The organism is Candidatus Pelagibacter bacterium nBUS_27 (assembly GCF_051200985.1).
Lineage (GTDB): Bacteria > Pseudomonadota > Alphaproteobacteria > Pelagibacterales > Pelagibacteraceae > Pelagibacter.
In genome coordinates, this window is record NZ_CP172845.1 from 141,651 (window position 1) to 167,991 (window position 26,341).

27 protein-coding genes and 1 pseudogene are annotated in these 26,341 nt (G+C 23.8%); 19 read left to right on the forward strand and 9 right to left on the reverse strand.

Features of this window, described 5'->3' with window-relative positions; translation table 11 throughout:
- The 5 genes from ACIJYG_RS00720 to ACIJYG_RS00740 form a co-directional block, all read right to left on the reverse strand.
- Positions 1 to 723 (reverse strand): TSUP family transporter, encoded by a 723-nt coding sequence (locus ACIJYG_RS00720; protein ID WP_435097328.1) that lies wholly within the window; start codon positions 721 to 723, stop codon positions 1 to 3.
- Positions 724 to 734: 11 nt separating this feature from the next.
- Positions 735 to 1,751, reverse strand: coding sequence for a sulfotransferase family protein (locus tag ACIJYG_RS00725; RefSeq protein WP_435097331.1), 1,017 nt, complete (start codon positions 1,749 to 1,751; stop codon positions 735 to 737).
- Between the two features lie 56 nt (positions 1,752 to 1,807).
- Positions 1,808 to 3,157 carry a pyruvate kinase gene (locus ACIJYG_RS00730; RefSeq protein ID WP_435097334.1) on the reverse strand — a complete coding sequence of 450 codons (1,350 nt, stop codon included), beginning with the start codon at positions 3,155 to 3,157 and terminating at the stop codon, positions 1,808 to 1,810.
- A 157-nt stretch (positions 3,158 to 3,314) separates the two neighbouring features.
- On the reverse strand, positions 3,315 to 4,163 hold the full coding sequence (locus ACIJYG_RS00735) for a hypothetical protein (protein ID WP_435097337.1): 849 nt from the start codon (positions 4,161 to 4,163) through the stop codon (positions 3,315 to 3,317).
- Complete coding sequence (locus ACIJYG_RS00740; RefSeq protein ID WP_435098801.1) at positions 4,133 to 4,576, reverse strand: adenylyl-sulfate kinase; 444 nt, start codon at positions 4,574 to 4,576, stop codon at positions 4,133 to 4,135. Before ACIJYG_RS00740 ends, ACIJYG_RS00735 begins: the two co-directional genes overlap by 31 nt.
- 140 nt (positions 4,577 to 4,716) lie before the next feature.
- Here ACIJYG_RS00740 and ACIJYG_RS00745 point away from each other — a divergent pair, with 140 nt between their 5' ends.
- The 13 genes and pseudogenes from ACIJYG_RS00745 to ACIJYG_RS00805 all read left to right on the forward strand — a co-directional run bounded on the left by ACIJYG_RS00745 (position 4,717) and on the right by ACIJYG_RS00805 (position 17,670).
- Positions 4,717 to 5,685, forward strand: a complete 969-nt coding sequence (locus ACIJYG_RS00745) for a polysaccharide deacetylase family protein (protein ID WP_435097340.1) — start codon at positions 4,717 to 4,719, stop codon at positions 5,683 to 5,685.
- Positions 5,682 to 6,464, forward strand: a complete 783-nt coding sequence (locus tag ACIJYG_RS00750) for a formyltransferase family protein (RefSeq protein ID WP_435097343.1) — start codon at positions 5,682 to 5,684, stop codon at positions 6,462 to 6,464. The genes ACIJYG_RS00745 and ACIJYG_RS00750 overlap by 4 nt, the downstream gene beginning before the upstream one ends.
- Entirely contained in the window at positions 6,464 to 7,624 is a 1,161-nt protein-coding gene (locus ACIJYG_RS00755) for a hypothetical protein (RefSeq protein WP_435097346.1), read from the forward strand. The genes ACIJYG_RS00750 and ACIJYG_RS00755 overlap by 1 nt, the downstream gene beginning before the upstream one ends.
- A gap of 14 nt (positions 7,625 to 7,638) precedes the next feature.
- Positions 7,639 to 8,555, forward strand: a pseudogene (gene rfbG / locus ACIJYG_RS00760) (CDP-glucose 4,6-dehydratase).
- Between the two features lie 123 nt (positions 8,556 to 8,678).
- The gene (locus ACIJYG_RS00765) at positions 8,679 to 9,050 is read left to right on the forward strand and encodes a WxcM-like domain-containing protein (protein ID WP_435097349.1); all 372 of its coding nucleotides are present in this window, start codon (positions 8,679 to 8,681) and stop codon (positions 9,048 to 9,050) included.
- Positions 9,022 to 9,753, forward strand: a complete 732-nt coding sequence (locus tag ACIJYG_RS00770) for a sugar phosphate nucleotidyltransferase (RefSeq protein ID WP_435097352.1) — start codon at positions 9,022 to 9,024, stop codon at positions 9,751 to 9,753. The genes ACIJYG_RS00765 and ACIJYG_RS00770 overlap by 29 nt, the downstream gene beginning before the upstream one ends.
- Entirely contained in the window at positions 9,735 to 10,592 is an 858-nt protein-coding gene (locus ACIJYG_RS00775; protein WP_435097355.1) for an SDR family oxidoreductase, read from the forward strand. Before ACIJYG_RS00770 ends, ACIJYG_RS00775 begins: the two co-directional genes overlap by 19 nt.
- 64 nt (positions 10,593 to 10,656) lie before the next feature.
- Positions 10,657 to 11,673 (forward strand): polysaccharide biosynthesis protein, encoded by a 1,017-nt coding sequence (locus ACIJYG_RS00780; protein WP_435097358.1) that lies wholly within the window; start codon positions 10,657 to 10,659, stop codon positions 11,671 to 11,673.
- A gap of 21 nt (positions 11,674 to 11,694) precedes the next feature.
- A complete protein-coding gene (locus ACIJYG_RS00785; protein WP_435097361.1) occupies positions 11,695 to 12,588 on the forward strand; it encodes a glycosyltransferase family 2 protein in 894 nt (297 codons plus the stop codon).
- A gap of 1 nt (position 12,589) precedes the next feature.
- Complete coding sequence (locus ACIJYG_RS00790; protein WP_435097364.1) at positions 12,590 to 13,435, forward strand: dTDP-4-dehydrorhamnose reductase family protein; 846 nt, start codon at positions 12,590 to 12,592, stop codon at positions 13,433 to 13,435.
- A complete protein-coding gene (locus ACIJYG_RS00795) occupies positions 13,422 to 14,642 on the forward strand; it encodes a hypothetical protein (RefSeq protein ID WP_435097367.1) in 1,221 nt (406 codons plus the stop codon). The genes ACIJYG_RS00790 and ACIJYG_RS00795 overlap by 14 nt, the downstream gene beginning before the upstream one ends.
- A complete protein-coding gene (gene wecB, locus ACIJYG_RS00800) occupies positions 14,635 to 15,759 on the forward strand; it encodes a non-hydrolyzing UDP-N-acetylglucosamine 2-epimerase (protein WP_435098804.1) in 1,125 nt (374 codons plus the stop codon). The genes ACIJYG_RS00795 and wecB overlap by 8 nt, the downstream gene beginning before the upstream one ends.
- Before the next feature lie 75 nt (positions 15,760 to 15,834).
- Entirely contained in the window at positions 15,835 to 17,670 is a 1,836-nt protein-coding gene (locus ACIJYG_RS00805; protein ID WP_435097370.1) for a polysaccharide biosynthesis protein, read from the forward strand.
- 26 nt (positions 17,671 to 17,696) lie between these two features.
- Here the strand turns inward: ACIJYG_RS00805 and ACIJYG_RS00810 are convergent, their stop codons facing one another.
- The gene (locus ACIJYG_RS00810) at positions 17,697 to 18,596 is read right to left on the reverse strand and encodes a hypothetical protein (protein ID WP_435097373.1); all 900 of its coding nucleotides are present in this window, start codon (positions 18,594 to 18,596) and stop codon (positions 17,697 to 17,699) included.
- A gap of 166 nt (positions 18,597 to 18,762) precedes the next feature.
- On the opposite strand from ACIJYG_RS00810, the gene ACIJYG_RS00815 reads away from it, so the two are divergent.
- Genes ACIJYG_RS00815 through ACIJYG_RS00825 form a run of 3 tightly spaced genes read left to right on the forward strand, consistent with a single transcriptional unit; the run spans position 18,763 to position 21,749 of the window.
- Positions 18,763 to 19,845: a hypothetical protein gene (locus tag ACIJYG_RS00815; protein ID WP_435097376.1), complete on the forward strand. Its 1,083-nt coding sequence runs from the start codon at positions 18,763 to 18,765 to the stop codon at positions 19,843 to 19,845.
- Between the two features lies 1 nt (position 19,846).
- Positions 19,847 to 21,424 (forward strand): hypothetical protein, encoded by a 1,578-nt coding sequence (locus ACIJYG_RS00820; RefSeq protein ID WP_435097378.1) that lies wholly within the window; start codon positions 19,847 to 19,849, stop codon positions 21,422 to 21,424.
- Positions 21,414 to 21,749, forward strand: a complete 336-nt coding sequence (locus ACIJYG_RS00825; protein WP_435097381.1) for a cupin domain-containing protein — start codon at positions 21,414 to 21,416, stop codon at positions 21,747 to 21,749. Before ACIJYG_RS00820 ends, ACIJYG_RS00825 begins: the two co-directional genes overlap by 11 nt.
- A 146-nt stretch (positions 21,750 to 21,895) precedes the next feature.
- Here the strand turns inward: ACIJYG_RS00825 and ACIJYG_RS00830 are convergent, their stop codons facing one another.
- Complete coding sequence (locus ACIJYG_RS00830; RefSeq protein ID WP_435097384.1) at positions 21,896 to 22,237, reverse strand: hypothetical protein; 342 nt, start codon at positions 22,235 to 22,237, stop codon at positions 21,896 to 21,898.
- Between the two features lie 38 nt (positions 22,238 to 22,275).
- Between ACIJYG_RS00830 and ACIJYG_RS00835 the strand changes: the two genes are divergently transcribed.
- The gene (locus ACIJYG_RS00835; RefSeq protein WP_435097387.1) at positions 22,276 to 22,602 is read left to right on the forward strand and encodes a hypothetical protein; all 327 of its coding nucleotides are present in this window, start codon (positions 22,276 to 22,278) and stop codon (positions 22,600 to 22,602) included.
- Between the two features lie 12 nt (positions 22,603 to 22,614).
- Complete coding sequence (locus tag ACIJYG_RS00840; protein WP_435097390.1) at positions 22,615 to 23,397, forward strand: glycosyltransferase family 2 protein; 783 nt, start codon at positions 22,615 to 22,617, stop codon at positions 23,395 to 23,397.
- On the opposite strand, the gene ACIJYG_RS00845 is transcribed toward ACIJYG_RS00840, so the two are convergent.
- Together ACIJYG_RS00845 and ACIJYG_RS00850 are read right to left on the reverse strand one after the other, a co-directional pair.
- A complete protein-coding gene (locus ACIJYG_RS00845; RefSeq protein WP_435097393.1) occupies positions 23,390 to 24,538 on the reverse strand; it encodes a class II D-tagatose-bisphosphate aldolase non-catalytic subunit in 1,149 nt (382 codons plus the stop codon). The genes ACIJYG_RS00840 and ACIJYG_RS00845 overlap by 8 nt on opposite strands.
- Entirely contained in the window at positions 24,535 to 25,053 is a 519-nt protein-coding gene (locus ACIJYG_RS00850) for an HAD hydrolase family protein (RefSeq protein WP_435097396.1), read from the reverse strand. The genes ACIJYG_RS00845 and ACIJYG_RS00850 overlap by 4 nt, the downstream gene beginning before the upstream one ends.
- A 154-nt stretch (positions 25,054 to 25,207) precedes the next feature.
- On the opposite strand from ACIJYG_RS00850, the gene ACIJYG_RS00855 reads away from it, so the two are divergent.
- A complete protein-coding gene (locus tag ACIJYG_RS00855; RefSeq protein WP_435097399.1) occupies positions 25,208 to 26,332 on the forward strand; it encodes a hypothetical protein in 1,125 nt (374 codons plus the stop codon).
- The last annotated feature ends 9 nt before the right edge of the window (positions 26,333 to 26,341 follow it).

Genomic DNA, 26,341 nt, shown 5'->3' on the forward strand with positions numbered 1-26,341 from the left:
TTATATTTGAGCTGTAATAACAGATATTCCATAAATAATTATAATGGATGTAATAAGTTTTTGAAATAAGTCATTAGAAATTTTTGAGAAGAGGGGTTTTCCGAGTATATAATATGAAAATATTGATATTGATATAAACAAAAAAATGTCTTTTCTAAATACATTTTCAACAAATATTAATAAAAATAAATATTGCAGTAATCCCATTAGCAAATAACCATAAGCTATACTAGATCTTATTATTTTTTTTTCTTTAAATAATGAGGAAGAAAATAAAGCTAAAAAACCCCCACCCATGTTACTTATTCCATGAACAAGACCTATAAATATTTGAAATTTTTTCTTATTATTAGAAATAATCTCCGATGTTTTTTTATAATTTTTTTTTGCTCTGATTAGACCAGAAAGCAACAACATTATACCCAATAACAACTTAAAATTAATTAATTCACCATAAATCTTAATAAAGATTAATCCTAAAAAAACAGCTGGTAGGCAATAAATTAAAAACTCAGATTTAAATTTTTTAATATCGTTTTTTTCATCAATAATTTGTAAGAAACTTATGACTATCGAAGAGGGAATTATGATTGACATTGTTTCAAAAAAAGAATTTCCAAGAAACATTAAAGTTGGAGTTCCAAGAACTAGTAAGCCAATACCCAATACAGATTGAACAAATGATAAAGATAAAATTATTATTAATAGAAAATAATAATCCATATATTAAGATTTTATTTGTTATTTTCATCCCAGTTTCTGGGATCTAATGGATTATTTGGGAATTCTTGGATACCATTATTTTTTAAAATCCATTTTTTGAAGTAACTAAAAATTTTTTTATTGTTAAATACTGTTGCTAAAAGTTTATTCCAGTCATTGTCTTTTTTTGATATTTTGTAATTATATAGTTTCATTAGATCTCTATTAATAAATTGGCAAAATGCAATTTCACTACTTGAAAGTTGGCTTTTCCATCTATTAATTGATCCTTTGAAATCAAATTCATCTTTCTTTTCTTTTTTACTAGCAAAAACAGAATTGTGAATAAATTTAGATCCATCAGCATTAAGCCATTTTTTTTCATTTAGTAAGTCATGATCAGAATTCAGATCAAGAAATTTATATATTTTTTTCAATGTTTTTTTTGGATTCAAGGCAATATCTTCATATCTAAAGAATAAAAATCTAGATCCATATTTTTTTTTATACTCATGACTTTTTTGCATAGAGTCAAAACAATTAAAAATAGCACCTAGATATGCAGGTTCAGGGTTGTAGGTTGATTTTTTAAATGATGCTAAAACACTTCTTGGATCTCTTATGATATTAATTGCTTTTCCATTTGGAAAAAGTTTAAAAAAATCTGGTATTTGTCGCCAGACTAATTGAGTTTTCTCTCCCCATTTTGTAACTGATTTATCTAAAAATAAATCGCCCATCATTAAATCATACAATAGCGCATATGTTACTTTTTTTTCTTTTTTACAATTATCAATTATTTTTTTTATATTAAGATTTCTTTTCCATCTATCTTTAATTCTTTTTTTTGCCTCATTCAATAAAGCAGTGTAATTCTTTTCTTTAAAGATAGGATTGTATCTATTGTATGAATAGCGCATAAAACTAGTTGTGTACGTTGTTACAATAAATTTAGGATGATTGTTTAATAATACACTTGAGTAATCTGTACCAGATCTGTAGCATCCGGTAATTAATACCTGAAGGTCAGATCTTATAATATTTTTCATATAGATTTCTGTATAAAGGTTAATTTTATAATATGCTATTAATTAATAAAAGCTGTTTAATCAAAATCTTTTTTTTCAACTAAAGCTATTGTATTTGCACGAGAAGCTTTCCTAGGATATGAAATATAGATTAAGATAATAAATTTGTTTTTTTTGAAAATAGAATTTTTATATTTCTTAAGTGCAGAGTAAATGTATGTATTTTTTTTTGACTCATCAAATCTACTGATATAATGAGTTTTAGCGTTAGATCTAAAAGAGCAGATTGTAGATGTTTTTATATTATCTGTAAAAACAGTTAAATCAACATCTCCTTTAATCTTTGACAATTTTTCAATAGCTAACCCTTTTCTTGAAAAAACAACGATAGGTATATTTTCTGGAAGTTCACTAATTATTTTCCAAAATACATCATTATTATTTTTAATTTTCAATTCAGTATTATTGTTTTTTTTTAAAAAATTATTTAACCAAATCAATGATGAATACCAATTTTTTGCTGTAGCAGTTTCATCGCTCAACATTATTTTATCTGCTTTTAAATTAAGACTAAAGCCCAGAGCTACAATTTCACTCTTTGTTGGTGATTTTCTGGTAATCATTGAATTTAGATTTTCTGTAGCCATAATTAATGACTTACCGTTTTGCTTTGTTATCTCAGATATTGTAACTATTGCAGAGTATAATTTATTATTGCCAATCTCTGCACCCAAATCTCCTCTATCAATCATTATAACATCTGAATTTTTACAAATGTTAAATGCATTTTTTAAACCCAAATAATTCTCAATTTTGGCAACAATTACAATGTCTTTAAATTTCTTTTTTATCTTTTTTAAAATCGAGTCACTTTGTACAAAGCTCAATCCAAGCGCATCAAATTTAACAGATTTATATTTTTTTATGAAATTAGAATATATTTTAAATTGTGCATTTTCGTCATAAATAGAAAAAGGTATGTTTAACCCTTTTTTTGGTTTTAATAAAAATTTTTCATTTGATTTACCTTCAATAAAATTTTTACCATATTTAGTTATTTTAAATTCATATTGTCCATCACTAATTGAAAATGATTTAGCATTTTTATTTATTTTAGGAAGAGGGTTTGTAATTGGAATTATTTTTAATTTTTTTTTAATTTTATGACTTTTAAAAGTAAAAATTATCTTTTCACCCTTGTTAATTAAAATTTCTTCTTTATTTGCTGTTCTTGGTTTTATGCCTGGTACATCTAAAAGAATGGTACTATCTTTTTTTAATTTTTTAACAGTATTTGCAACTTTTTTATGCCAAGATAAAGTATTGTGTGAACCGTTAATCCTTACAGAACTTGAAATATTAAGCATTTTTTTAATGTCACTAATACTCTCACTTGCTGGCCCTATTGTTGGTAATATTTTACTCATTAATATTCTATAAAATAATTATCTGATAATGTATATAAATATTCTTGTAATTCGTATCTAGCATGTTTGTAAAATGTTTTATTCTTTAAATGTTTTCTAAATTCTGAACCAGAAATGTTCTCTAAATCTTTAGTATTATCATTAATGTTTTTTATAACTATTTTTTTTTTATTCTATTATAATAGCTTCCTTGATGAGTTATTAAATTAATGCCCATGTCTTTTTCATACAATTTAGCAATTTTTGGAGCATCATCAGGATTATAGATATTGTCTGCTCCGGCATGATCTCTACCAATAATAAAACATGTAAAACCAGAATTTTTTCTTAAAAGCGAATGGTGGATTGCTTCTCTTGGGCCGGCATAAAACATATTTGCACATATTGGCAAATATGTAATTCTATTTTTATAAAAATTTTCACTTAAAAACTTATAAGCAAGTTCAAGAATATTATTTCTAAGATCTCCATTTTTTTTTGGCCCAATTACAGGATTGATTATTACATGATCACAATGATCTAGTAATTTTTCTATAATTTTTTCATGACCTAGGTGCGGTATATTTCGTGTTTGAAAAGCACCTACAGTTTTTCCTTGTTTTTTTATTTCATTAATTTTACTTTTTAGTATTTCGTTAAACTTTGTAACAATATTTATTAAATGATTATATTCTTTTTTTGGTTTTGCATCTGTACAAAAAGAATTTCCATAATTTAAAAAAGTTTTTACCCCAAGATAATTTTGATCAAAGGTACCAAATAATTTATTAGAAATATCTTTTGTTGATATTTTATAAGTATTTTTTGCTGAACTGTAATCAAAACATTTGAGGCCTAAAGGCAATACTAATGGTAAGCCAAGTCCAGGGTTATTTAAAAAGTTTTTAAATTGTTCGTGATTTTGAAAATTATTTTGATTTTCTACTATCCCACTTTTAATATTTGCGTAATCAATTAAATATCTTTGTTCTTTGGTTATCGAATCAATTTCTTTAGAATATTCCAAAACTTACTATCCTTATTGTTCTGTATAGTTAATGATTTTAAATTTTTGCCATATTTAAAATTAATTCCCACAACGTCACTTTTTTTTTTATAAGTTTTATGGGTCTCAATCAGATTATTAAAATTTGTTTCAACTTTAACAATTTTTATTCCGATTTTATTTGCACTTTTAATTATTGTAGAATTCATCCAAACCGTTGATATTAAGGGAAAAATTTTTGAATTGATGGCAATTTTACCAATTCCCAACATCCTTTTTAGTTGGATATTTCTATCTTTTTTCGAGTATTTTAAATCAAATGAAATATTTTTCCTTACCTCATCTCCATCGATCACAATAGAGTTTTTAATTTTTTTATTTATCAGAATTGAAGCATATGATTTTCCAGAACCTGACAAACCATAAAACCAGATACCTTTTTTTTATTCATACATTTAGACTTTTTATTAGGAATAATTAATAAAAGTTTTATATTAAATTATTAAAAATTAAATAGTAAATTTTAAATAATAATTTTAAGGTATTAGGAATTTCATTAATAGTAAAATTTAAAATGTATTCAAAAAAATTCAATTACTTCCATGGAATAATGTTTCATCATTTTCATGATAATAAGCTTCATAAAAAAGGCCAAGGATCACTTAATAAGAAAAATTTATTAAAAATTATAAATTTTATTGGAAGAAAAAATATCTTGGATGCCGATGTGTTTTATCAGAAACTATTAGATAAAAAATTAAAAAAAAATGAGGTATGCTTTTCGTTCGATGATGGTATTAAATGTCAATTCGATATTGCTTTACCAGTTCTTAATGATTTAAAAATAAAAAGTTTTTTTTTTGTATATTCAAACTTGTTTACTGGAAAACCAGATTACCTAGAGGTATTTAGATATTTTAGAACTAATTATTTTAAAAGTATTAATAAATTTTATAAACTTTTTTTTACCTTTGTTAAAGATGATTTAAATATCTTTTTTAAAAAAAATTCTAATGAAATAAAATTAAAAAAAATTAAGTTTCCCCATTATTCTTTAAATGATATCAAATTTAGAATGGTTAGAGATACGCTCTTAACAAAAAGAGAATATAAATCTATAATGTTTAAAATGTTTAAGATAAAGAATTTTAACCCAAAAAAATATTTTAAAAATTTATTTATGAGTAAAAATGACTTAAAAAAAATTATTTTACAAGGGCATATAGTTGGTTTGCATTCTCATTCACACCCAACCTTATTAGAAAATTTAACATTTAAAAATCAACTTAAAGAATATAAAAATAACCAAAAAATTTTATCTAAAATATTAAAAAAAAAAACATCTTATTTTAAAACTATGTCACATCCATGTGGAAGTTATAATGAAGATACTAAAAAAATATTAAACAAATTAGGAGTTAAATTAGGATTTAAACAAATTATGACCTTGGAAAAAGAAAAAAAAATGAAAAAAATTAATAACTCGAATCTAGAAATTGCTAGACAAGATCATTCAGACATAATGTCTATTATCAATAAATGAAAATAACATTGTTTACTGGAGATAATCTTAGACATGAATATTTTATAAGCTTATTATCTAAAAGATTTAATGAGGTGTATGTTATTCAAGAAAAATTACCCAAAACATCTGGTGAAAATTATTCTTCAAAAGTAATCAAAAGCTATTTTAAGAGGGTTAACAAGTCTCAAAAAAAAATATTTGGTAAGTCTCTATTAAAGAGTAAATCTCAAAAACTGAAAAGAAAATTAATTAAATTTGGTGAACTGAGTAATATAGATCTCTTATCAATTGACTCTTATTTGAAGAGTGATGTTTATATTGTTTATGGATCAAGTTATATTAAAGGAAATTTGGTGGATTTTTTAATAAGAAATAGAGCTATAAATATTCATATGGGTGTATCTCCTTACTATAGGGGAACAGATTGTAATTTTTGGGCTTTAAATGATAATAATCTTCATCTTGTTGGTTCAACAATCCATTTACTGTCAAAAGGTTTAGATAGTGGAAATATTTTATATCATGCAATGTCTAATCATAAATCAAATATATATGATTATTCTATGTCAACTGTAAAATCAGCCTTTTATTCTCTAGTTGAAAGAATATCTAACAAAAAAATATTTGATATAAAACCTACAAAACAAAATAAAAGCAAAGAGATAAGGTATTCTAAAAATAAAGAATTCACATCTAAAGTAGTTCGACAATTTATGAAAAAAAAATTAGATATTACAAATTTAAACTTTATTAATAAACTTTTAACAAATCCCTATTTTTTAAAAAATGATGATTAATGTTTAAAAAAATAATTTTTCTAACTTCTAGATTTTCTAAGTATGATTATAGGAGGTATGGTTTAAAATTTTTCAAAGCTAAAGGCTTAGATTGTGAAGTTATAGACATAAGTACCTTAATAAATCCAAATAAAACTATTTTTAAAAATAAGGAAAAACATAAAGATATTAAAATTTTAAAACCAAAAACAAAAAATGAATTTTCTAAAATATTAAATTTTTATAACTCAAAAGATGTTTGTTGCTTTGTTAGCATTCATTATAATTATAAGAATTATTTTTTTTTCAAAGAATTAAAAAAAAAAAATATTATCTGGGGTAATTTTAATTTTAATAGGTATCCTCTAAATATATCAAATTATATTGATAAAATTAGATTAAATCTTCAATATAGCTTTCATATAATTGATAAAATTTATAGATATTTTTTTTTATTGTTTTTAAAATTGAGAGTATTAGAAAATATTATTCCTTCATATCAAATAGTAAATAATATTAAACACCACAAAAATAAAAAAATATATAAAATTCAAAGTCCTGCCTTTGCTTATGATGATTTTTTAGATTTTGAAAATTTGAATAAAACTTCAAAAGAAAAAAATTATATTGTTTATATCGATGAAGATGTTCCAAATCATATAGATCCATTAGTACATGGTTATAATACCAATTTATGTGAAAAAAAAACTTTTTATAAAGAATTAAATAATTTTTTTGATTTTATCGAAAAAAAATATAATCTAAAAATTATTATAGCTTCATATCCAAGAGCTAATTATAAATCTAATCCATTCAATAAAAGAAAAATTATAAAAAACAAAACTATCTCTTTGGTAAAATATTCAAAGTTAGTTTTAATTCATAATAGCACTGCTGTTAATTATGTTACACTGTATAAAAAAAAAGCAATCTTTATTAAGTCCTCAAACTATTTACTTCATTACAGGTTATCCATAGAGTCACTTGCAAAAGAATTTGGTAAAGAAGCTATAGATATTTCAAATAAATTTTATAAAATTTCAGATGATAATATCAATCAGCAAAAATATTCTAATTATTTTAAAAATTATATAAAGAGCTATTCCAATAATAAGGATCTTAAAAGTTATGAAACTTTTTACAGACACCTACCAAAAGTGTTTTGTAAAATTGTAAATTGATATAATTAGTAATAATGAAATGTTATAATAAAAAAAAAGTTTTAGTGATAGGACACACTGGTTTCAAAGGAAGTTGGTTAGTTAACTGTCTAAATTATTTTAATGCAGACGTTTATGGGATTTCTAAAAAAAAAATCAATAAAAGTATCAACTACGATTCTACAAATGTAAAAAAAAAATTAGTAAAAGAATTTAATTTTGATGTTAGGAATTATGGTAAATTAGATAAAACAATCTCTGAAATACAACCAAGATTTATTTTTTATTTAGCTGCACAATCATTAGTTGGAAAGTCTTATAGTGATCCACATGAAACTTGGACAATTAATTTTGTTGGAGCACTGAACCTTTTAGAAATTTTAAAAAAAAAAAATTTAAAAATAACTTAATTTTAATAACTAGCGATAAATGCTATAAAAATGTAGAAAAAAAATCCGGTTACAAAGAAAAAGATTATCTCGGTGGCTCAGATCCTTATAGTGCATCGAAATCTTCTGTAGAAATATTATATAAATCATATTTTGATAGTTATTTAAAGAAGATGAAAAATTGTCAATCAGCAACTGCTAGAGCGGGAAATGTTATAGGGGGAGGTGATTTATCAGAAAATAGAATTATACCTGATTGTATTAAATCATGGAAAAAAAACTTAACAACAGAAATCAGAAGCCCAAGCTCTACAAGGCCATGGCAACATGTTTTAGAACCATTAAACGGATACTTAATGTTAGGCGAATATTTAGATAGAAATATTTTTGATGGCGAAAGTTATAACTTTGGCCCAAGTTTAAAGAACTCAAGATCAGTAAAAGAATTAATAAAAGAAGTTAAAAAAAACTTGATCAATTTTAAATTTAAAATTACAGACAAGAAATTATTTCACGAACATGGTTTACTTCAACTGAACTGTGACAAAGCAAAAAAAAAATAAAGTGGAAACCAAAGTTAAGTTTTAAAGAAACTGTAAAATTTACAACTGATTGGTACATAAAATATTATAATAATTCAAATATGAGTGATTTTACTAATTATCAAATTAAAGAATTTTTTGATTATGATAAAAAAATTTAAAAAAATAAATAATGAACTAGGTGATATTTATAAAATATTGAGTCCAGTCAAGAAAAGTGATCTTATTCAAGATGTTTATATTACCGAGGTAAATTATAATAAAACTAAAGGTTGGAATTATCATAAAAAGGCAACATCAAAATTAATAGTAATTTCAGGTAAAGTTGAGTTTCGAATAACAAAGAATTTTTCTAAAATAAAAAAAAAAGTTTTATCTGGTAAAGATAATAAATTTATGATTATTAAACCTAAATATTGGTTTTGTTTTAGAGGAATTTCAAAAAATAATAGGGTTCTTAATTTATTAAATTACAAACATGACAAAAATGAAACAAAAAAAAAATCAATCACATAATTTATCAGATATTCCACTGGTTATTCTAGCTGGTGGAAAGGGATCGCGACTTCATGAATATACGCAAAAAATTCCTAAACCTCTAATTAAATTAAAAAATAAGCCATTAATTGAAATAATTATTAATCACTACGAAAATTATGGAGTTAAAAAATTTATAATTGCAGGAGGTTATAAGTACGAACTATTTAAGAAACACTTCAAACAAAAAAAAAATGTTATTGTAGTAAATACAGGTCGTAATTCTCTAACAGGAAAGCGAATAAAAAAAATTGAAAAATATGTATCAGAAAATTTTTTTTTTCTAACCTATGGTGATGGCATATCAGACATTAATATAAAAAAATTATACTCTTTTCATTTAAAACATAAAAAAATTGCTACTATGACTGGAGTAAGACCACCATCTAGATTTGGAGTATTGAATATTAAAAACCAAGTTTTAACATCTTTAGCTGAAAAACCACAATTATCTACAGGTTGGATTAATGGTGGATATTTTGTTTTTAAAAAAGAATTTTTTAAATTGTTAGATTTTAAAAATGTAATGCTTGAACGCGACCCAATGGCAAAATTATGTAAAAAAAAACAAATAAATGTTTATCTTCATGATAAATTTTGGCGATGTGTTGATACAGCCCGTGATTTAAAACTATTAGAAGAAATGAATTTAAATAAATTCAAATGGCTAAACAAAAAATAATCTTAACTGGGTCAAATGGCTATCTTGGTTCAATAATTCTTAATAGATTAAAAAAAAAGTACAAAATTATAAGATATCTTAAAAATGATAAAGTGTTTAAAAGTGATGAAAATAATTTTGCAATTTTACATCTTGCAGCACTTGATAAAAAATCATGCGAAAAAAATCCCAAGTTAGCAAATGAACTTAATATTGAACTCACAAAGAAAATCATTGGTCTTGGTATTAAAAATAAATATAAAAAAATAATTTTATTTTCTACAGTACATGTTTATGGAAATAAAAAATCCATAATTAATGAAAAAACTAAACTCAAACCAAATAATATTTATGGAAAAACAAAAAAAATTTCTGAGGAAATATGTAATAAAAATTCAAATAAAATAGATGTTGTTATATTCAGAATTTCCAATGTAATTGCAAAACCTTTAAATGAGAATAATCAATCTAAAAATTTAATAATCAATTTCATTTGTAAAAATTTGGTTAATAAAAATATCTCTCTTAACACAAATGGAGAAGATGTAAGAGATTTTGTTTCAATGAATTATTTATTATCGTGTGTTAATTTTTTCTTAAACTCAAAAAAAGTCGGAACTTACAATATCTGTTCAGGGCAGGTTTCTAAAATTAAGGATATAGCTCTTAAAATAGCTTACCTTGTAAAAAAAAAAATTAAATCGAATAGAAAAATTACTTTTGGAAACGTAAAATTAGAAAAATTTGATTTAAGGTTTTCTAATAAAAAAATTAAAAAACTAATTCCCATTAAAGAAGAGCATAATATATTTAAAGAAATAGTAAAAATACTTGATTTTTATGGAAAGGGTTATTTTTAATTAAATATTTAATGGATTTAAATTTAAATAATGATAGTTATTTATCCCAATTAATCATGTTAAAATGTCAGGTTTAATCTTAAATCAAAAATACTTTGCAAAAAAAACCTTTTTAATTACAGGGGGAACAGGCTCATTTGGTAAAGCTTTTGTTAAAAAGTTACTTAAATTTAAAGTCAAAAAAATAGTAATTTTTAGCAGAGATGAGCTTAAACAATTTGAAATGAGAAATTTTTTTAATGATAAGCGACTTGAATTCATTATTGGTGATGTTAGGGAATATTATTCAATGGTTGATGCTTTTGAAGGTGTTGATTTTGTTTTTCATGCAGCTGCTCTAAAGCAAGTGCCCTCTAGTGAATTTTTTCCAATTGAAGCAATAAAAACAAATACTCTAGGAACTGAAAATGTAATTAGATGCTGCTTAGAAAAAAAAGTTAAAAATTTTGTACTTTTAAGTACAGATAAGGCCGTTTATCCAATTAATGCAATGGGACTGTCAAAAGCATTAGCTGAAAAAATAGTTATTGCCAAAAGTAGATCAATACCAAAGAGCAAGCTTAAACTTACCATTACTCGTTATGGTAATGTTATTGGATCAAGAGGATCGGTAATTCCATACTTTAATGAATTAATTAAAAAAAATAAACCACTTACTATCACAGATAAAAAAATGACCAGGTTTTTTATGTCGCTGGATGAAGCACTAGATCTAATATTGTTTGCTTTTATAAAAGGCAATAATGGGTCAATTTACGTAAAAAAGTGTGCCACAGCCAAAATAATTGATATAGCAAATTGTATGAAGGTTTTATTTAATTATAAATTACCAATTAAATATATAGGATTGAGACATGGGGAAAAACTTCATGAAACACTCATTTCAAATAATGAGATGCTACGAGTTAAATCGCATAAAAATTTTTATGAAATTCCTCCAAATAGTAAAGATTTGAATTACGAGATTTTTTTTACCAAAGGAAAAAAAACACCACACGTAAAAGAATACTCATCTAATAACGAAAGTTTGCTCTCAATTAATCAAATTAAGAAAGTTTTAAAAAAAAATTATAAAATTTGAATTGTTTCTCAAATCTCGCAAATGTCTGAAAAACTGGTTAGTGTAATTATAAATTCTTATAATGGAGCTGATTTTTTGAGTAAATCAATAAATTCTGTACTCAATCAAACATATAAAAATTTAGAAATTATATTTTGGGATAATGCATCAAACGATAACAGTAAAAAAATTTTAGAAAAAATAAATGATCCAAGATTAAAAGTTTATTATTCAAAAACTTTTGAAAAATTATATTCAGCGAAGAATAAGGCTGTAAAATTAAGTAATGGAGATTATTTAGCTTTTTTAGATGTCGATGATTGGTGGGAAAAAAATAAGCTTAAATTTCAAATACAAGAAATGGTAAATAAAAATTGTGATCTATCATGTACAAATTATTGGATTGTAAATGAAAGAAAAAAAACAAAATACTCAGCATTTAAAAAAGAAATAATTTCGAAAAATTATTTTGATTATGCAATAAAAAAATATTTTATTGGTATGTCAACGCTTATAATTAAAAAAAATGTTTATGATAGTTTAGACTACGGATTTGACTCATCATTTGAGATTATAGGTGATTATGATTTAGTTTTAAGAATAATAAAGAAATATCAATTATGTTATTTGAATGAAAAACTAAGTTATTACAGGTGGCACTCAAATAATCTTAGTAATAAAAAATTTAGATTAAATATTCTTGAATTAATTGCTTGGAAAAAAAAGATGCTTAAAAATAAATTTTTTTTAAATAATTTAAATTATACATATTTTAATGATAATATTCTATTTTTAATGAGCCTATACTATAAAAACAAAAATAATTATAAAAAAATTTTATTTTTTCTTAGTAATACACGATCAAAAAAATTTTTATTAAAAATTTTTATACTGTTAATAATTCCTAAAAAATTACTTAGTATTTTTAGATCCTAATATGAAAATTTTGATACTTGGAGTCACAGGAATGATTGGAAGCTCGATATATAGAGAGTTTTTACTTTCAAAAAAATGTATTACGTATGGTACGTATAAAGATAATAAAAAAATTAATTTTTTGAAAAAAAAAAATAAGCTTTTCTATTTTAACGTGTCTAAAAAAGCTGTTCTCAAAAGTATTGTTAAGGATATTAGGCCAAATATTGTTATAAATTGTATTGGGTTAACAAAACATCTATATGTAAGAAGTGATAAAAAAATAACAAAAATTAATTCTGATTTTCCTCATTATGCAAAAAAAATTTCAAATAAATTTAATGCTAAATTTGTTCAAATAAGCACTGATTGTGTTTTTAATGGAAAAAAAGGAAATTATCATGAAAGAGATCGCCCTAACGCAAAGGACCTTTACGGAATATCCAAGGCTGCTGGTGAGATTTATGATGACTTTAACCTGACTATAAGAACTTCTACAATTGGACACGAAATCAAAACTCAATATGGTCTATTAGAGTGGTTTTTATCAATTAAGAATAGCTGTCAAGGTTTTAGCAGGGCATACTTTAATGGTTTGCCAACTTATTATTTGTCAAAAGTTTTACTCGTATTGCTGTATAAATTTGACGTCACAGGTCTTCTTCATGTAAGTGGTACTAAAATTAATAAATATAATTTGTTAAATAAAATTAACAAAATTTATAATAAAAAAATAATAATTAATAAAAATAGTGATTTTAAAATTGATAGAACATTAAATAATTCAAAATTAAAAAAATATATTAAACATATTCCTAATTGGAACAATCTTATTTCTGGAATGAAAAAAAATAATGACAAAAAATAAATTTTTTAATTATCTATCATTATTTTGGGTTATTGTTATCCTATCTCAAGTTCTAAGGCATAATTATGGAATTATTTATTTATCAATTTTTTTACTTTTTTTAATAGTAAATATTTATATCATTTTTAATTCTGGTTTTGTTTTTACTGCAACAAGTTACTTATCCCTTCAATTATGGATATTTTATATTTTGTTAATTTATATCAGCGGAGTCACCTTTTTTTATGGAGGTTTAAGTGAATTTTTAACAGCGCTGCCTAGAATGTGTTTAATGCCAATTACTGCAATCTTTTTATATAATTTTATTTTTGAAAGAAATCAATTTTATGTAATCTTAAATATTTACTTGATTTTTGGTTTAATAGCAGCTTTTTCGTTGATATATCAGGTGTACTTTGGGGCTCTAGATTTTTTAGTTCCGACACAAGAAAGGCAAAATCTTGAAAGATATGCCACTACATCTGGGTCACTCACAGCATATGGCGGAACAGTGGGTATTCTCCTAATGGTATTAGTATTGCATAACAAAATAAAAAATTCACTCCTTATCTTTTTGGGTATAACTTTATTTTCCATAACTGGAGTAGTTACCTTAGCTAAGGCAGGATTAATGAATGTAATTATTTTTCTTTTTTTTGTTATTTTTTTTATTAGATTAAAAAAAAAATTTTATTACTTATTTTTTTCAATCGTTGCATTTTTTCTTGTCTTAGAGTTTTCTCCCGAAATACAAATTTATGTAAATGCTGCTATAAAAGGACTTTATTTAGGCACAGATCAATATCAAGTCGCTAGTTTTGAGGTTCAAGCTATAGATAGAATTTCCAGATCAATACCTAAATTAGCAGAACATTCTATATGGAATAATTTTTTTGGATTTGGTTTAATTGGAGGTCAAGGAGCATTTGGATTGCCATTTTCAGAGAGTGGCACCACACATAATTCATATACTGAATATTTTAATATTGGAGGTGTATTCTTATTTATTAATATTATGTCGTTAATGATTTGCTTAATGGTAAAATTAAATAAGTTAAAGAAAAAAGATGATTTAGCATCATTATTTTTTTATTGTAATTTAATAGCCATTATTAATATGTTTTTTTTCAACGGATTTATATACCAACCCACTAGCTCATTTGTTTTCTGGTTATCCATGGTATATGTTTTATACAATGAAAAAAATCTAAATGAAAAAAATTTATAAAATTTTAACAGTAGTTGGAACTCGTCCAGAAATAATAAAACTTTCTGTCGTTTTTAAAAAGTTAGATAAATATTTCAGTCATTCTATTATTCATACAGGGCAAAATTACGATTATAATTTAAATGAAATTTTTTTTAGAGATTTAAAAATTAAAAAACCTAAATACTTTTTAAATTGTGCTGGAGAAACATCAGTTCAAACTATTTCGAATGTTATATCAAAAACAGAAAATATTTTTAAAAAAGAAAAACCTGATGGTATAGTTGTGTATGGTGATACAAATTCTTGCCTATCTGTAATAACTGCAAAACGTCTTAAAATACCAATTTTTCATTTTGAAGCTGGAAATAGGTCTTTTGATCAAAATATACCTGAGGAATTAAATCGAAAAATAGTGGATCACATGAGTGATATAAATTTTGTTTTGACTGAACATGCGAGAAGATATTTGCTTGAGGAGGGCATTAAGGGAGATAGTATTTTTAAAACAGGAAGTTTTTTACCTGAAATATTTAAAAATTTCAAAACTAAATTATTTGACTCAAATATTTTAAAAAAATTAGATTTAAGAAAGAAAGAATATTTAGTTTTCAGTTTTCATCGTGAAGAAAATATTGAAAATCTAGTTAATTTAAAAAAGATTGCTGAAACGTTAAATTATTTAGCTAAAGTAAAAAAATTAAAGATATTAGTTTCGACACATCCAAGAACAAAAAAACAATTAAAAAAATTAAAGAAGTTTAAATTTAATAATTTAGTAAATTTTCATAATCCCTTTGGGTTTTTTGAATATATTAATCTTCAAAAAAATGCCTATTGTACTATTTCCGATAGTGGAACAATAACTGAGGAGTCTTCGTTGTTAAACTTTCCAGCAATTACAATAAGAAATTCTCACGAGCGACCCGAAGGTATGGATGAAGGTGTAGTGATTATGTCTGGATTGGGAAAAGAAAAAGTTTTATCAGCAATAGATATTACTGTGAACGCGAGCAAAAACAGAAGTGAGGAGTTTAAAATATTAGATTACAGAAATGAACATGTGTCAGATCAAGTAAGTAAAATAATTTTTAGTTATATTGAGTTTGTAAATAAAAATACTTGGAAAAAAAATTAAATGAAGTTTCAAAAAAAAAAAAGTTTAATATTTTCTTTAAATCAAAATTTCTTTTAAAATTTAAAATATAACATTATGGAATTTTACTTAAATAAACTATCTTTATTAAAAAGACCTAGTAAGATAATTATTTTAATTATCGTAGATTTTTTTATATCTATATTCTCTCTATGGTCTTCTTTTAGTTTAAGGTTAGGTGAAATTTACAATCCATTAAAAATAGATATTAAATTATATGTAATTCTTTTTCTTATATTTATTGTTATTCAATTAAGTTTTAAGTCTTATCACCAATTATCAAGATTTTTTAGAATCAGTTCCATTAACAATCTATTGAGAAATTTTATATTATTATTTTTTTGCACATATTTAATAAGATTAATATTTTTTAGTAATATTTTTTTCCCTGAGTCAATTACTTTAATCTATCCAATTATATTTTTTATAATATCTCTATTCAAAAATTCTTTAGCTTATAATTTATATTATTATATATATAATAATTCTAAGTTATTTAATAAAAGAGCTATATTCTACAACTTTAACAATAAAACAATAAACTATCTTGAGAATATAAACAATTTCAACTTTTCTATTTGTGGAATTGTTAAACTTTCAGAAAATTTTTTAAAAGGTTATGATAAAAAATATAAGATTGTAAATGAAAATGAAATTGAAAAATATATTCATAACGAAAAAATTACAGATATTGTAATTTCTAAAAATAACATTTATGAAAATAAAATATTTTACTTTAGAAAATTTTTACATTTAAATGTTAGAGTATCGTTTCTCGATGATCTATCTAGTGCGAGAGACTTATCAAGCTCAAAAAAAATATTCATTCCAAAAATCGAAGATATAATTGAAAAGACAAAAATTGATGATCGATTTGAAGACAAAGTAAAAAAGAATATTAAAAATAAAGTGATATTGGTCGCTGGAGGAGCTGGAAGTATAGGATCCGTCCTAATTGAAAAGCTAAACGAATTATCTCCTAAAAAAATTATTGTTGTTGATAAAGATGAATTTAACATATTCAATTTAAAAAAAAGATTAAAAGAATCAAACAAATTCAGTTTTGAATTATGTGATACTTCAAACAAGCCTTATATAGAAAAAATTTTTAAACAATTTAAACCTGATGTTGTTTATAATGCTGCAGCGTATAAACATGTATCGATAGTTGAGGAAAATCCATCATATGCAAGCTTTAACAATATTCTTACAGCTATAAATCTTTGTGATCTATCAATAAAATATAGAGTAAAAATTAATTTACTCGTAAGTACTGATAAAGCAGTAAATCCAAAAAATATAATGGGAATGACCAAGAGGATATGTGAAAAAATTTATCACAGTTATTCTCTTAAATTAACAAATGATAAAAAATTTATTATTGTGAGGTTTGGAAATGTTGCGGGTAGCAAAGGTTCAGTTATACCACTCTTTCAAAAACTAATTAATCAAAGGTTAGATTTACTAGTTACAAATAAAAAAGCTACCAGATACTTAATGAGTATTCGTGAAGCGTCAGGCCTCATTATTAAAGCATCTATTTTTGGATCCAATTCAAAGACATATGTATTAGATATGGGTGAACCTATAAATATTTATACCCTAGCATATAATATGATTAAATTTAACGGCTTAAGTTTGAAAGATAAAAACAATATTCACGGTGATATTTCAATAAAAATTATAGGTTTAAGAAAAGGTGAAAAATTACATGAAAAACTAAGCTATAAGAAAAATTTGATTAAAACCAAATATAACAAAATTCTTTTATGTGATGAAGAAATATTAAGTTCAAATTTCAAATTTAAACTCTCTAAATATTTATCTAAATTAAATAAAATTTCCAATAAAAGTATTTCAAAAGAAGAGATTAAGAAATTATTTAAATTTTAAAATATTTTTTTTAATTATTAAATATTTTAATTTAAAATATTTTTTTTAAAATAACTTGAGGATAAAAAAAGAATAAATGAATTACCTAGTAAACCAAATAAAATACCAGCGATTATCATTTCCAAATATGATAAATTATTATCTGAAATTCCCCAACCTCTTATTGAATTAATATTGCTTGATTCTACAAGATTAAAATCTTTCAACCTTTCTTTGAGAGAAAAAATTTCTGACTCATTTTTATTCAAATTATTTAATATTGAGATGTTCCGCTGTAGAACATCACTCTCAGAAAAAAGATTTCCTAACTGCACAAAGTTGTTAGGGTCTTTATCTATTAGATCTAACTCTTTTTGGGTTGTTAATATTTTTTTTCTTAATAAATAATATTCTTTTTTTAAATCGATAATATGTTTTAAATCATAATTAGAATTTGTTGATAGCTCATCCAGATTAATATCTTTAGATAATAATTTTCCATACTGAGAAACCATTTCCAATATATTTTTATTTTCAAACTCTAAAAAACTTACTCTACTTTCTAATTTATTCTTTATTGCTGAGTCTAAATTAAAATTTAGTTTTTGTTCAAACCCTTGTATATCCACAGGTTGATAGCTTTGGAAAGATACTGATATAACATCAGAAGTACCTAATTTATATGATATTTGATTAATATTTTTCAACTGCTCAAGTATCAAACTCCTTGTTAAGCCATTGACAAATACATCATTCAATCCAAGCTCTGAAGCTCTCCAATTACTCATAGGAATAAATTCAATAGTGTAATTATATTTTATAGTTTTAAAACTAAGGTTATAAAAAAAGCTTAGACCTATTGAAATTGTAAAAATTATTGATACCAAGATAATTTTTTTCTTGATTAAATCTAATATATCCGCAATTGGCACTTTATTTTTACTCATACAAAGATTACTAGTATATCTTATTATCAAATATTACAAATAATATGTACTTATTTTTTTAAAATTTATATGAGGTGTTGGTGATTTATTAAAAATTTGATAACAATTAAAAAAATCAATATTAAATATGACTTACCAAAAAACACTAAATTTTTTCCTTATATTGATGATGTTATTTATTTGTTTAAATTTAACGCGAGAGCATTGGCAAAATTTTTTTAATTATGAAATAGAGAAAGAAAACTTTTATAGTAAATTCAGTAAAAATTTAGATAGAGAAATTTTGAGAATTAATGAGTCTGAATTATTAAATAGAGATTTTGAGAAACAAGAAACTCCTTTAGAACAAAGAGAAAAATCGAGATGGGTTTTTTTAAAATTATTAGTTAAACCAATGGAATTAATTCAAAACTTTTCGAAAAATCAAAATAAACTTCCTGCAGAAAAAATATCCCTTTATTTGTACTCTTTTTATATAGGTATATTTTTTTTTATTAATTTCATTATCATACATAGAATTTTGTTATTATTTGATAATGATACAAAAAAGTTCGAGTCAACCGATATAACTTTTCAAAAACAAAAATCCGTCATTTTTGTATTTTTTGCTTATCTGTTATTAATTATGTATATAAACCTTGGTCATTTTAGAGGGGGTGAAGATAATTTTTCTATAGCAGAAAGTTTGCTTTTAACAGCGGGGATTTTTTTTATAATTCAGTTTGATTTATATAAAAATAGAACTTATTTTTTCCTTTATATTATTTTAAGTATGCTTGCCCCACTGGTAAGAGAGAGTGGTATCTTTTTATCAGGATTTTACTTGGTTTATTATTATTTCAAATATAACAAAATTAATTTTAAATTAATTTTCATTCCATTTATTGCTATTATCCCTTATGTCATTGCAAATTACGATATTTTCAAATTTTATCTTGAAGATGGTTTTATACTTTCAACTGAATCCATAGATTCCCAAACTACTTGGCATGATCTAGGAAACAATTTTTTAGGAACTGTTCATGCAATATTCTATAATTTTGTGATATTTTTTATACCTATAATAATTTTTTTTAGAATTAAAAATCAACTTCAAATGTTATTTTTATTTTTTATTATATTATACTTTTTTTTACTTTCATTTGCCTCTGTATTAGATCATGTATCTACAAGATTTATGCCAGGTTGTTTAATTATAATTTACTCATATATTGGTATAAGAAATATTAATTTTAAAAATAATCTATAAAATGACTCAAGTTATTATTCCTTCAGCCGGCCTTGGTAGTAGACTTGGAACTATTACAAAAAATATAAACAAAGCTTTAATACCAGTAGGAAAAAAACCTTCAATTTCATATATAATAGATTGGTATCCAAAAGATTTTAACTTCATAATTGCTGTTGGTTATAAAGGGCAGTATATTAAAGATTATATTAAAATAGCTTACCCAAAAAGAAATATTAAGTTTGTTGATGTTAAGCCTTTTGACGGCCCTGGGTCAGGTCTTGGATATACTTTAAAGTGTTGTAACAAATATATTAAAGAAGACTTTTTTTTTCATACAAATGATGGAATAATTTTAGATAATATAAATTTTTCTTCAATTAAAACTGATACAATTTTTCTAAGCAATTATAGGGTCAACTCACTTAAATATAGAACAGTAATATCTAAAGGTGATTGTATATCAAAATTTATAGATAAAACTCCCAAGATAACTCCATCAGCTTCAAATTATGTTGGAGTAGCTTATATCAAAGAATTTACAAAATTTAAAAAATTTTTATCTAAAATCTCTTATGAGCTAGGTGAGTCTGATTATTTTATTGATAAGATTAAAAGAAAAAAAAAAGTAAACCAAATTACAGTTAGTAGCTGGTATGATGTTGGAGACATTGATGACTTAAAAAGAGCTCGAAAAGATATATCAGATTTTGATAATTTGCCAAAAGAAGATGAGTTTATTTATTTTAATAATGATAATGTTATTAAATTTTTTGTTGATAAAAAATTATCACAAAAAAGAGTTTTAAGATCAAAAAAACTAGGAAAATTTGTACCTAAGATAATTTCTTCTGCAGATAATTTTTATGCGTATAATTTTGTTCCTGGTGAACTTTTTTCAACTCAAATAGATCTTTATAAATACTTAAGTAATTTTTTAATAGATTGTAAAAAAAATTTTTGGAAAAAATTTAGATTAAGCAAAATAGAAAAAAAAAATTTTAAAAATGTATGTTTAAATTTTTATTATTATAAGTCTCTAGATAGAATAAGTAGTTTTTATCAAGGAAGTGATATCAGTGATAATAATGAAATAATCAATAATGTAAAAACACCTACATTAGATAGTTTATTGCTAAAAGTTGATTGGGATTTTTTAAGTAGTGGTATTCCAACGAGAATTCATGGAGATTTTCATTTTGAAAATATTTTAAAAACTGGAAATAAAAAACATATATTTTTAGATTGGCGGCAAGATTTTGGAGGTATTATTGAATATGGAGATATTTATTATGATTTGGCAAAATTATATCATGGTATAATAGTTGATCATGGTGCCATAAGAAATGATATGTTTGATATTAAACTGAGTGACTCAAAAAAAATAATTGATTATGAAATTTATCGAAAACAAAGCTCTTATAAATTAGAAAAAATATTAATGGATTTTTTAAAAAAAAATAAGCTTTCAATCGTCAAGGTCAAAATGTTAACTGCCTTAATTTTTCTCAATATTGCTACTCTCCATCATCAACCATATTCAATTTTTTTATATTTTTTAGGTAAAGATATGTTAAATAAAACTCTTAATGAAAAATAAAATTATAGAAAAACCTTGGGGTTCTGAAGAATTAATAGAATTAAATTCAAAATACTGTCTTAAAAAACTTCTTATGAGAGCAGGTAAGAGGTGTAGTCTTCAATATCACGAAAAAAAAATAGAAACTATCTATGTACTTTCAGGTGACTTGTATATAGAGACAGACAAAGATACAATTGTTTTAAATCCAGGCCAAACAATAACTTTAAAGCCAGGGGACATTCATAGGATGTCAGCAAAAGACAATGATGCTGTGTATCTAGAATCTTCCACTCCAGAACTTGAAGACGTTATAAGAATTGAAGATGATTATGGTAGAAATTAACCTAAGTTTTATTAACTAGAAAAATCTTACCAGTAAGTCCATAATTACCAAAATCTATTAATTGAATATTGCTGCTTAATCTAAGAAATTCATTAACGGCACCCATTTCGCCCTTTTTAGGATCTGCTTTAAAATTATAATAGTTATCAATGATTATAACAGTACCCTGTTGTATAAATGGTCGACAAAAATTCAAAGCTATCAAAGCCAATAAACTTTCTTTCAGGTAGATAATTTTTTATAATGATGAAGTCATCTGTTTTTGTAGAAGCTTGATTTGCATAAAACGCAGATACCATAGAAGAACCTTCGTAGACTCCAAATTCAAGATAGTCACCTTCAATTTGTTCAAAATTCACATAAAAGAAAACTCTTCTAAATGCTTTAATTCTCTCAATATTATGAAATAAAGGTGCAGGGACAAGATTATAAAATCTTATTACTAATTTAATTAAGAAATGAAAATTTTTAATGATATTAATAAGCACTTGTAAATATTTAAAAAATTTTTAAAACTTTATACCATATGAATGTTAGAAAAAAAACAGAAAAATATTTTACTTATTTTAGATCCAAAGATATTAATCAGCTGAAAGAACTTTTCGATGATGAAATAATTTTATGTGATTGGGAGTCAGAAATAAGTGGCCTTAATAATGTGGTATCTCAAAATATTAAAATATTTAAAAATTTGGGTAAATTTGATTTAAAAATCAAAAATATCTATGAAATTAGTAAAATTGTATTTGCTGAAATTAATATATTAACAAATGGTGAAGTTATTAAAGTAATAGATAAAATTGAGTTTAATAAAGATAATAAGATTATAAAAATTACAGCTTACAAAGGTTAACTAATATTTATTATGAACAAAAAGCATTTATTATTTATACCTGTATATAACTGTGAAAAACAAATTATTAGAGTTATAGAAAAAATAATAAAATCTCTGATAATTAATAATTTTGAAGAAATTATAGTAATAGATAATAACAGTACAGATAATACTTTTACAGTAGTTAGAAATATTATTAATGAAAAGAAATTAGTTAAGTTTAAATTATTTCAAAACAAAGAAAATTATAATCTAGGTGGCACACATAAAACAGGTTTTAATTATGCAATAGATAATAATTTCGATTATGTAACTATTCTTCATGGTGATGATCAGGGTGATATAAATAATTTGGAAAATGTATTCAAAAATGAAAAATATAAAGATTATGATTGTTGTCTTGGGTCCAGATTTGCAAGAGATTCTAAGTTAGTTAATTATCCAAAATTTAGGATTTATGCCAATTATATGATTAATTTAGCTGCATCAATAGTTAGTTTTAAATTTTTAACTGATTTAGGATCAGGTTTAAATATGTTTAAAGTTTCCTTTTTAAAAAATAAATTTTATCTTAATTTTCCAAATGGGTTAACTTTTAACTATTGTTTGATGTTTTATATTTGTGATGTTAATTCAAAATTTTTTTATTTCCCCATTTTATGGCGTGAAGATGATCAAGTTTCAAATGTAAAATTATTTAGCCATTTTTTTAAATGGTTAGATATTATGTTTAAATTTGTTTTTACAAGAAAAAGGTTGTTTCAAAATAAACTCTTAAGAGACAAAGAGTATGTTTTCAAAAAATTTAAATAGTAAGTAAATTAAAACATTTCATATAGCGTGCGATTGATGATTTTACCGCATCTTTTAAAATGTTGTCAAATTCCACTCGATTAATGTTAATGTCAGATATTAATCTTTCTTTAAGTTGTAAGAAGTTATCTGTTGAAAAAATGTAGTGACCACAAATTATAGATTTATCGTAATCATCTATTTTTTTTTCATCAATTACCCATTTAACCCACTTATTTGAAGATACACACTGTTCAATAAACTCATTTTTTAATTTATTTAAATTATATTCTTCCATTATTTCAAATAACTTTTTTGTTTCAGCAACACCATATTCTGGTGCAACATTTGCAGCGTGTATTCTAAAAGATGGGTGTTTGCTTAAAAAATCATCATCTAAATAATCGGTATTATGTTGTTTAATATTAATTTCGTATTTTTCACATAATGAAATTAAAGATGGTATTTTGCTTTGTTCAAATTTGTCTGAAATACCTTTAAATATACCAATATTTTTTGTTTCCATTACTTTGGTGCCTGTTTGAACCACTACAAAAAAAGGTTTTATGTAATTATTTTTTTTGCAAAAGTTCGTTATTTCATCAAGTGAATATTTTAATTCTTCAAGAGTGTTAGTGCCACCAGATTGCTCCTCTGTTCCAATTTCTATTTGAATTTTTTTTTCATATTTTTTTGCAGTTTCAATACAAAATACATACAGTTCCTTTAATCTTTCTAAAATAGTCTCGGTATTTAAATTTCCTGATGGGTCGATACTTGGGTCTATGTGAATAATCTTAAAACCATTTTTTATGTCAACTTCAAAAGAGTCTTTGGCAGAATTCATAGCATCTTCAATGTTATAATTTTTTTCATATTCAATATTGTTCTGGTACGGACCACCGTGGTCTCTTGATAAAATAATTTTTGAACCTCGATCTTTATCACTAACATAGTTTGAAAATTTTTCAGTTGTCCAATTATTTACATATCCACCACCCATTTTTTCAGAGTCTATTTGCCTTCGGCTAGCTATCATCATTAATGGAACATTATTATCATTAGCAAGTTCTATAGTTGCGTTAACACAATTTAAACTCATTGGACCAACACCCAGTAATGTGGAATTCTTTTTTAAAAGTATATCATTTAAAATTTTCATTTAGACCATTCACCAGATATGTCATCTGAGCTTATTTTTTTATTATAATTAAATCCTTCAAAAAATTTATCAAGAATATGAATAACTGCCTCAGCAACAGCTCTGTCTCCACCAGATCTTTTAGTAATATAATTTGCATATTTTTTTGAATTTACATCTCCGTTACCGGTCACAATAGAGTAGCCTACCTCTTTTAATGCAATATAGTCAAAAAACCCATCTCCAATAAAAATAACATCATCTAAATTATATCTATCTTTCATCCATTCTAATCTATTAATTGTACTAACTAGATCAAGCTTATATCCCATATCATGGACAATTCTTTTTTTCGAAATTTCAAAACCTTTTTTATCACCTGTAACAAATCTTACTTCTATTAATTTATCTAAAATTCCTAGAGCATCCGAGTCATCTGGGCCAAAAGCTTTCAAGTATTTTCCATCAATATTATAATAAAATTTACCATCAGTCATTACACCGTCAACATCTAAGATAAGAACTTTAGGCTTCATTTATTTTATTTAATCATAGATTTTTTAATTAGATTTTAACAATATATCATAAATATTTCATGGTTTTATAAAATACAACATCTATTTAATAGTAAATGATCATTATTATGAATATCAAATAAATTTGATATAAAATATACTAATATATTAGCTGATGTTTAAATTTAATTTCATAAACTCAAAGAAAGAAAAAATTGTAATATTAGATACCCTAACATCCAAATATGTAGAATATTGTATTCCAAAAAATATTAATTACTACAATATTGGTTATAGGGAAAAAATTAACATTATATTAAACTTAAAGTTTTTTTTGATATTCTTTTATTATTTTTTTAAAACAAAAAAAATTACACTGTCTTTAATATTATCAATATGTAGAATTAAAAGTACGGAGATTATTCTCACAAACGTAGACAATAGTGAGATGATAGCAAAGTTAAATAATTACAATGTTAATTTAAACGTAATTATGATTCAAAATGGAATGAGAAGTCATTACGATCGGCACGGTTGGACTAATATTAAAAAATTTCCAATATTATATGGTTTTGGAAAATATGAAGAGGAATTGTTAAGATTCATGAAGAAACCTATAAATGAATATATATCTGCAGGATCATTAAAATTTGGAGTTTATAAAGAAAAATTTATTTCAGAAAAAAATAGATATGAACATAAAAATAATATTTCTTATATTTCTCAATATAGAGAAGGAATGGAAAATGATAAAAAATATCAATTATGGTATGACCACAAAATTAAAATTTTACCATATTTAGAAAAACTAGACCCAAATTTTAAGATTATTTTGAATTTTAAAAGAAATACTTCTAGTGAAAAGAAAGAGACGAGTTTCTATAAAAAAATAGAATTTGCTAATAAAAAAGAAATTTTTTTAGATAAAGAGCAAGATGATTTTTCATCTTACATTCATTGTGATAATAGCAAGATATTAATATCTTATTTTTCAACACTAGCGATTGAATTCTATGGAATAGGATCAAAGGTTTTATTTTTAGCAGGAATTCCAGAGATCAAAACAGTTAGTAATGATTTTATGGGATTTTTAAAAGTTTTGCCTGAATTTTTAAAAATTACATCAAATGATTTAGAAGAAGTTCATGATAAACTTAATTATTTAAAAAGTTTGCCCCAATCAGAATATTTAGATTTAACTATTTCTTCACGCACTTTTCTTATGAATAGTGAAAAAGGTTTTGTTCACGAATTAGTAAAAAAAAAAATATTAAAGATTTTAGATAATCAAAATAGATAAGCTGTTTAA

Excerpts from the sequence above, each read along its gene's own strand:
- ACIJYG_RS00815 (WP_435097376.1), top strand. The coding sequence starts at position 18,763 with ATGATGTTATTTATTTGTTTAAATTTAACGCGAGAGCATTGGCAAAAT.
- ACIJYG_RS00855 (WP_435097399.1), top strand. The coding sequence starts at position 25,208 with ATGTTTAAATTTAATTTCATAAACTCAAAGAAAGAAAAAATTGTAATA.
- ACIJYG_RS00755 (WP_435097346.1), top strand. The coding sequence starts at position 6,464 with ATGTTTAAAAAAATAATTTTTCTAACTTCTAGATTTTCTAAGTATGAT.
- ACIJYG_RS00720 (WP_435097328.1), bottom strand. The coding sequence starts at position 723 with ATGGATTATTATTTTCTATTAATAATAATTTTATCTTTATCATTTGTT.
- ACIJYG_RS00745 (WP_435097340.1), top strand. The coding sequence starts at position 4,717 with ATGTATTCAAAAAAATTCAATTACTTCCATGGAATAATGTTTCATCAT.
- ACIJYG_RS00810 (WP_435097373.1), bottom strand. The coding sequence starts at position 18,596 with ATGAGTAAAAATAAAGTGCCAATTGCGGATATATTAGATTTAATCAAG.
- ACIJYG_RS00725 (WP_435097331.1), bottom strand. The coding sequence starts at position 1,751 with ATGAAAAATATTATAAGATCTGACCTTCAGGTATTAATTACCGGATGC.
- ACIJYG_RS00795 (WP_435097367.1), top strand. The coding sequence starts at position 13,422 with ATGACAAAAAATAAATTTTTTAATTATCTATCATTATTTTGGGTTATT.
- ACIJYG_RS00780 (WP_435097358.1), top strand. The coding sequence starts at position 10,657 with ATGTCAGGTTTAATCTTAAATCAAAAATACTTTGCAAAAAAAACCTTT.
- ACIJYG_RS00845 (WP_435097393.1), bottom strand. The coding sequence starts at position 24,538 with ATGAAAATTTTAAATGATATACTTTTAAAAAAGAATTCCACATTACTG.
- ACIJYG_RS00850 (WP_435097396.1), bottom strand. The coding sequence starts at position 25,053 with ATGAAGCCTAAAGTTCTTATCTTAGATGTTGACGGTGTAATGACTGAT.
- ACIJYG_RS00840 (WP_435097390.1), top strand. The coding sequence starts at position 22,615 with ATGAACAAAAAGCATTTATTATTTATACCTGTATATAACTGTGAAAAA.
- ACIJYG_RS00785 (WP_435097361.1), top strand. The coding sequence starts at position 11,695 with ATGTCTGAAAAACTGGTTAGTGTAATTATAAATTCTTATAATGGAGCT.
- ACIJYG_RS00765 (WP_435097349.1), top strand. The coding sequence starts at position 8,679 with ATGATAAAAAAATTTAAAAAAATAAATAATGAACTAGGTGATATTTAT.
- ACIJYG_RS00730 (WP_435097334.1), bottom strand. The coding sequence starts at position 3,157 with ATGAGTAAAATATTACCAACAATAGGGCCAGCAAGTGAGAGTATTAGT.
- ACIJYG_RS00750 (WP_435097343.1), top strand. The coding sequence starts at position 5,682 with ATGAAAATAACATTGTTTACTGGAGATAATCTTAGACATGAATATTTT.
- ACIJYG_RS00790 (WP_435097364.1), top strand. The coding sequence starts at position 12,590 with ATGAAAATTTTGATACTTGGAGTCACAGGAATGATTGGAAGCTCGATA.
- ACIJYG_RS00825 (WP_435097381.1), top strand. The coding sequence starts at position 21,414 with ATGAAAAATAAAATTATAGAAAAACCTTGGGGTTCTGAAGAATTAATA.
- ACIJYG_RS00775 (WP_435097355.1), top strand. The coding sequence starts at position 9,735 with ATGGCTAAACAAAAAATAATCTTAACTGGGTCAAATGGCTATCTTGGT.
- ACIJYG_RS00770 (WP_435097352.1), top strand. The coding sequence starts at position 9,022 with ATGAAACAAAAAAAAAATCAATCACATAATTTATCAGATATTCCACTG.
- ACIJYG_RS00805 (WP_435097370.1), top strand. The coding sequence starts at position 15,835 with ATGGAATTTTACTTAAATAAACTATCTTTATTAAAAAGACCTAGTAAG.
- ACIJYG_RS00820 (WP_435097378.1), top strand. The coding sequence starts at position 19,847 with ATGACTCAAGTTATTATTCCTTCAGCCGGCCTTGGTAGTAGACTTGGA.
- ACIJYG_RS00835 (WP_435097387.1), top strand. The coding sequence starts at position 22,276 with ATGAATGTTAGAAAAAAAACAGAAAAATATTTTACTTATTTTAGATCC.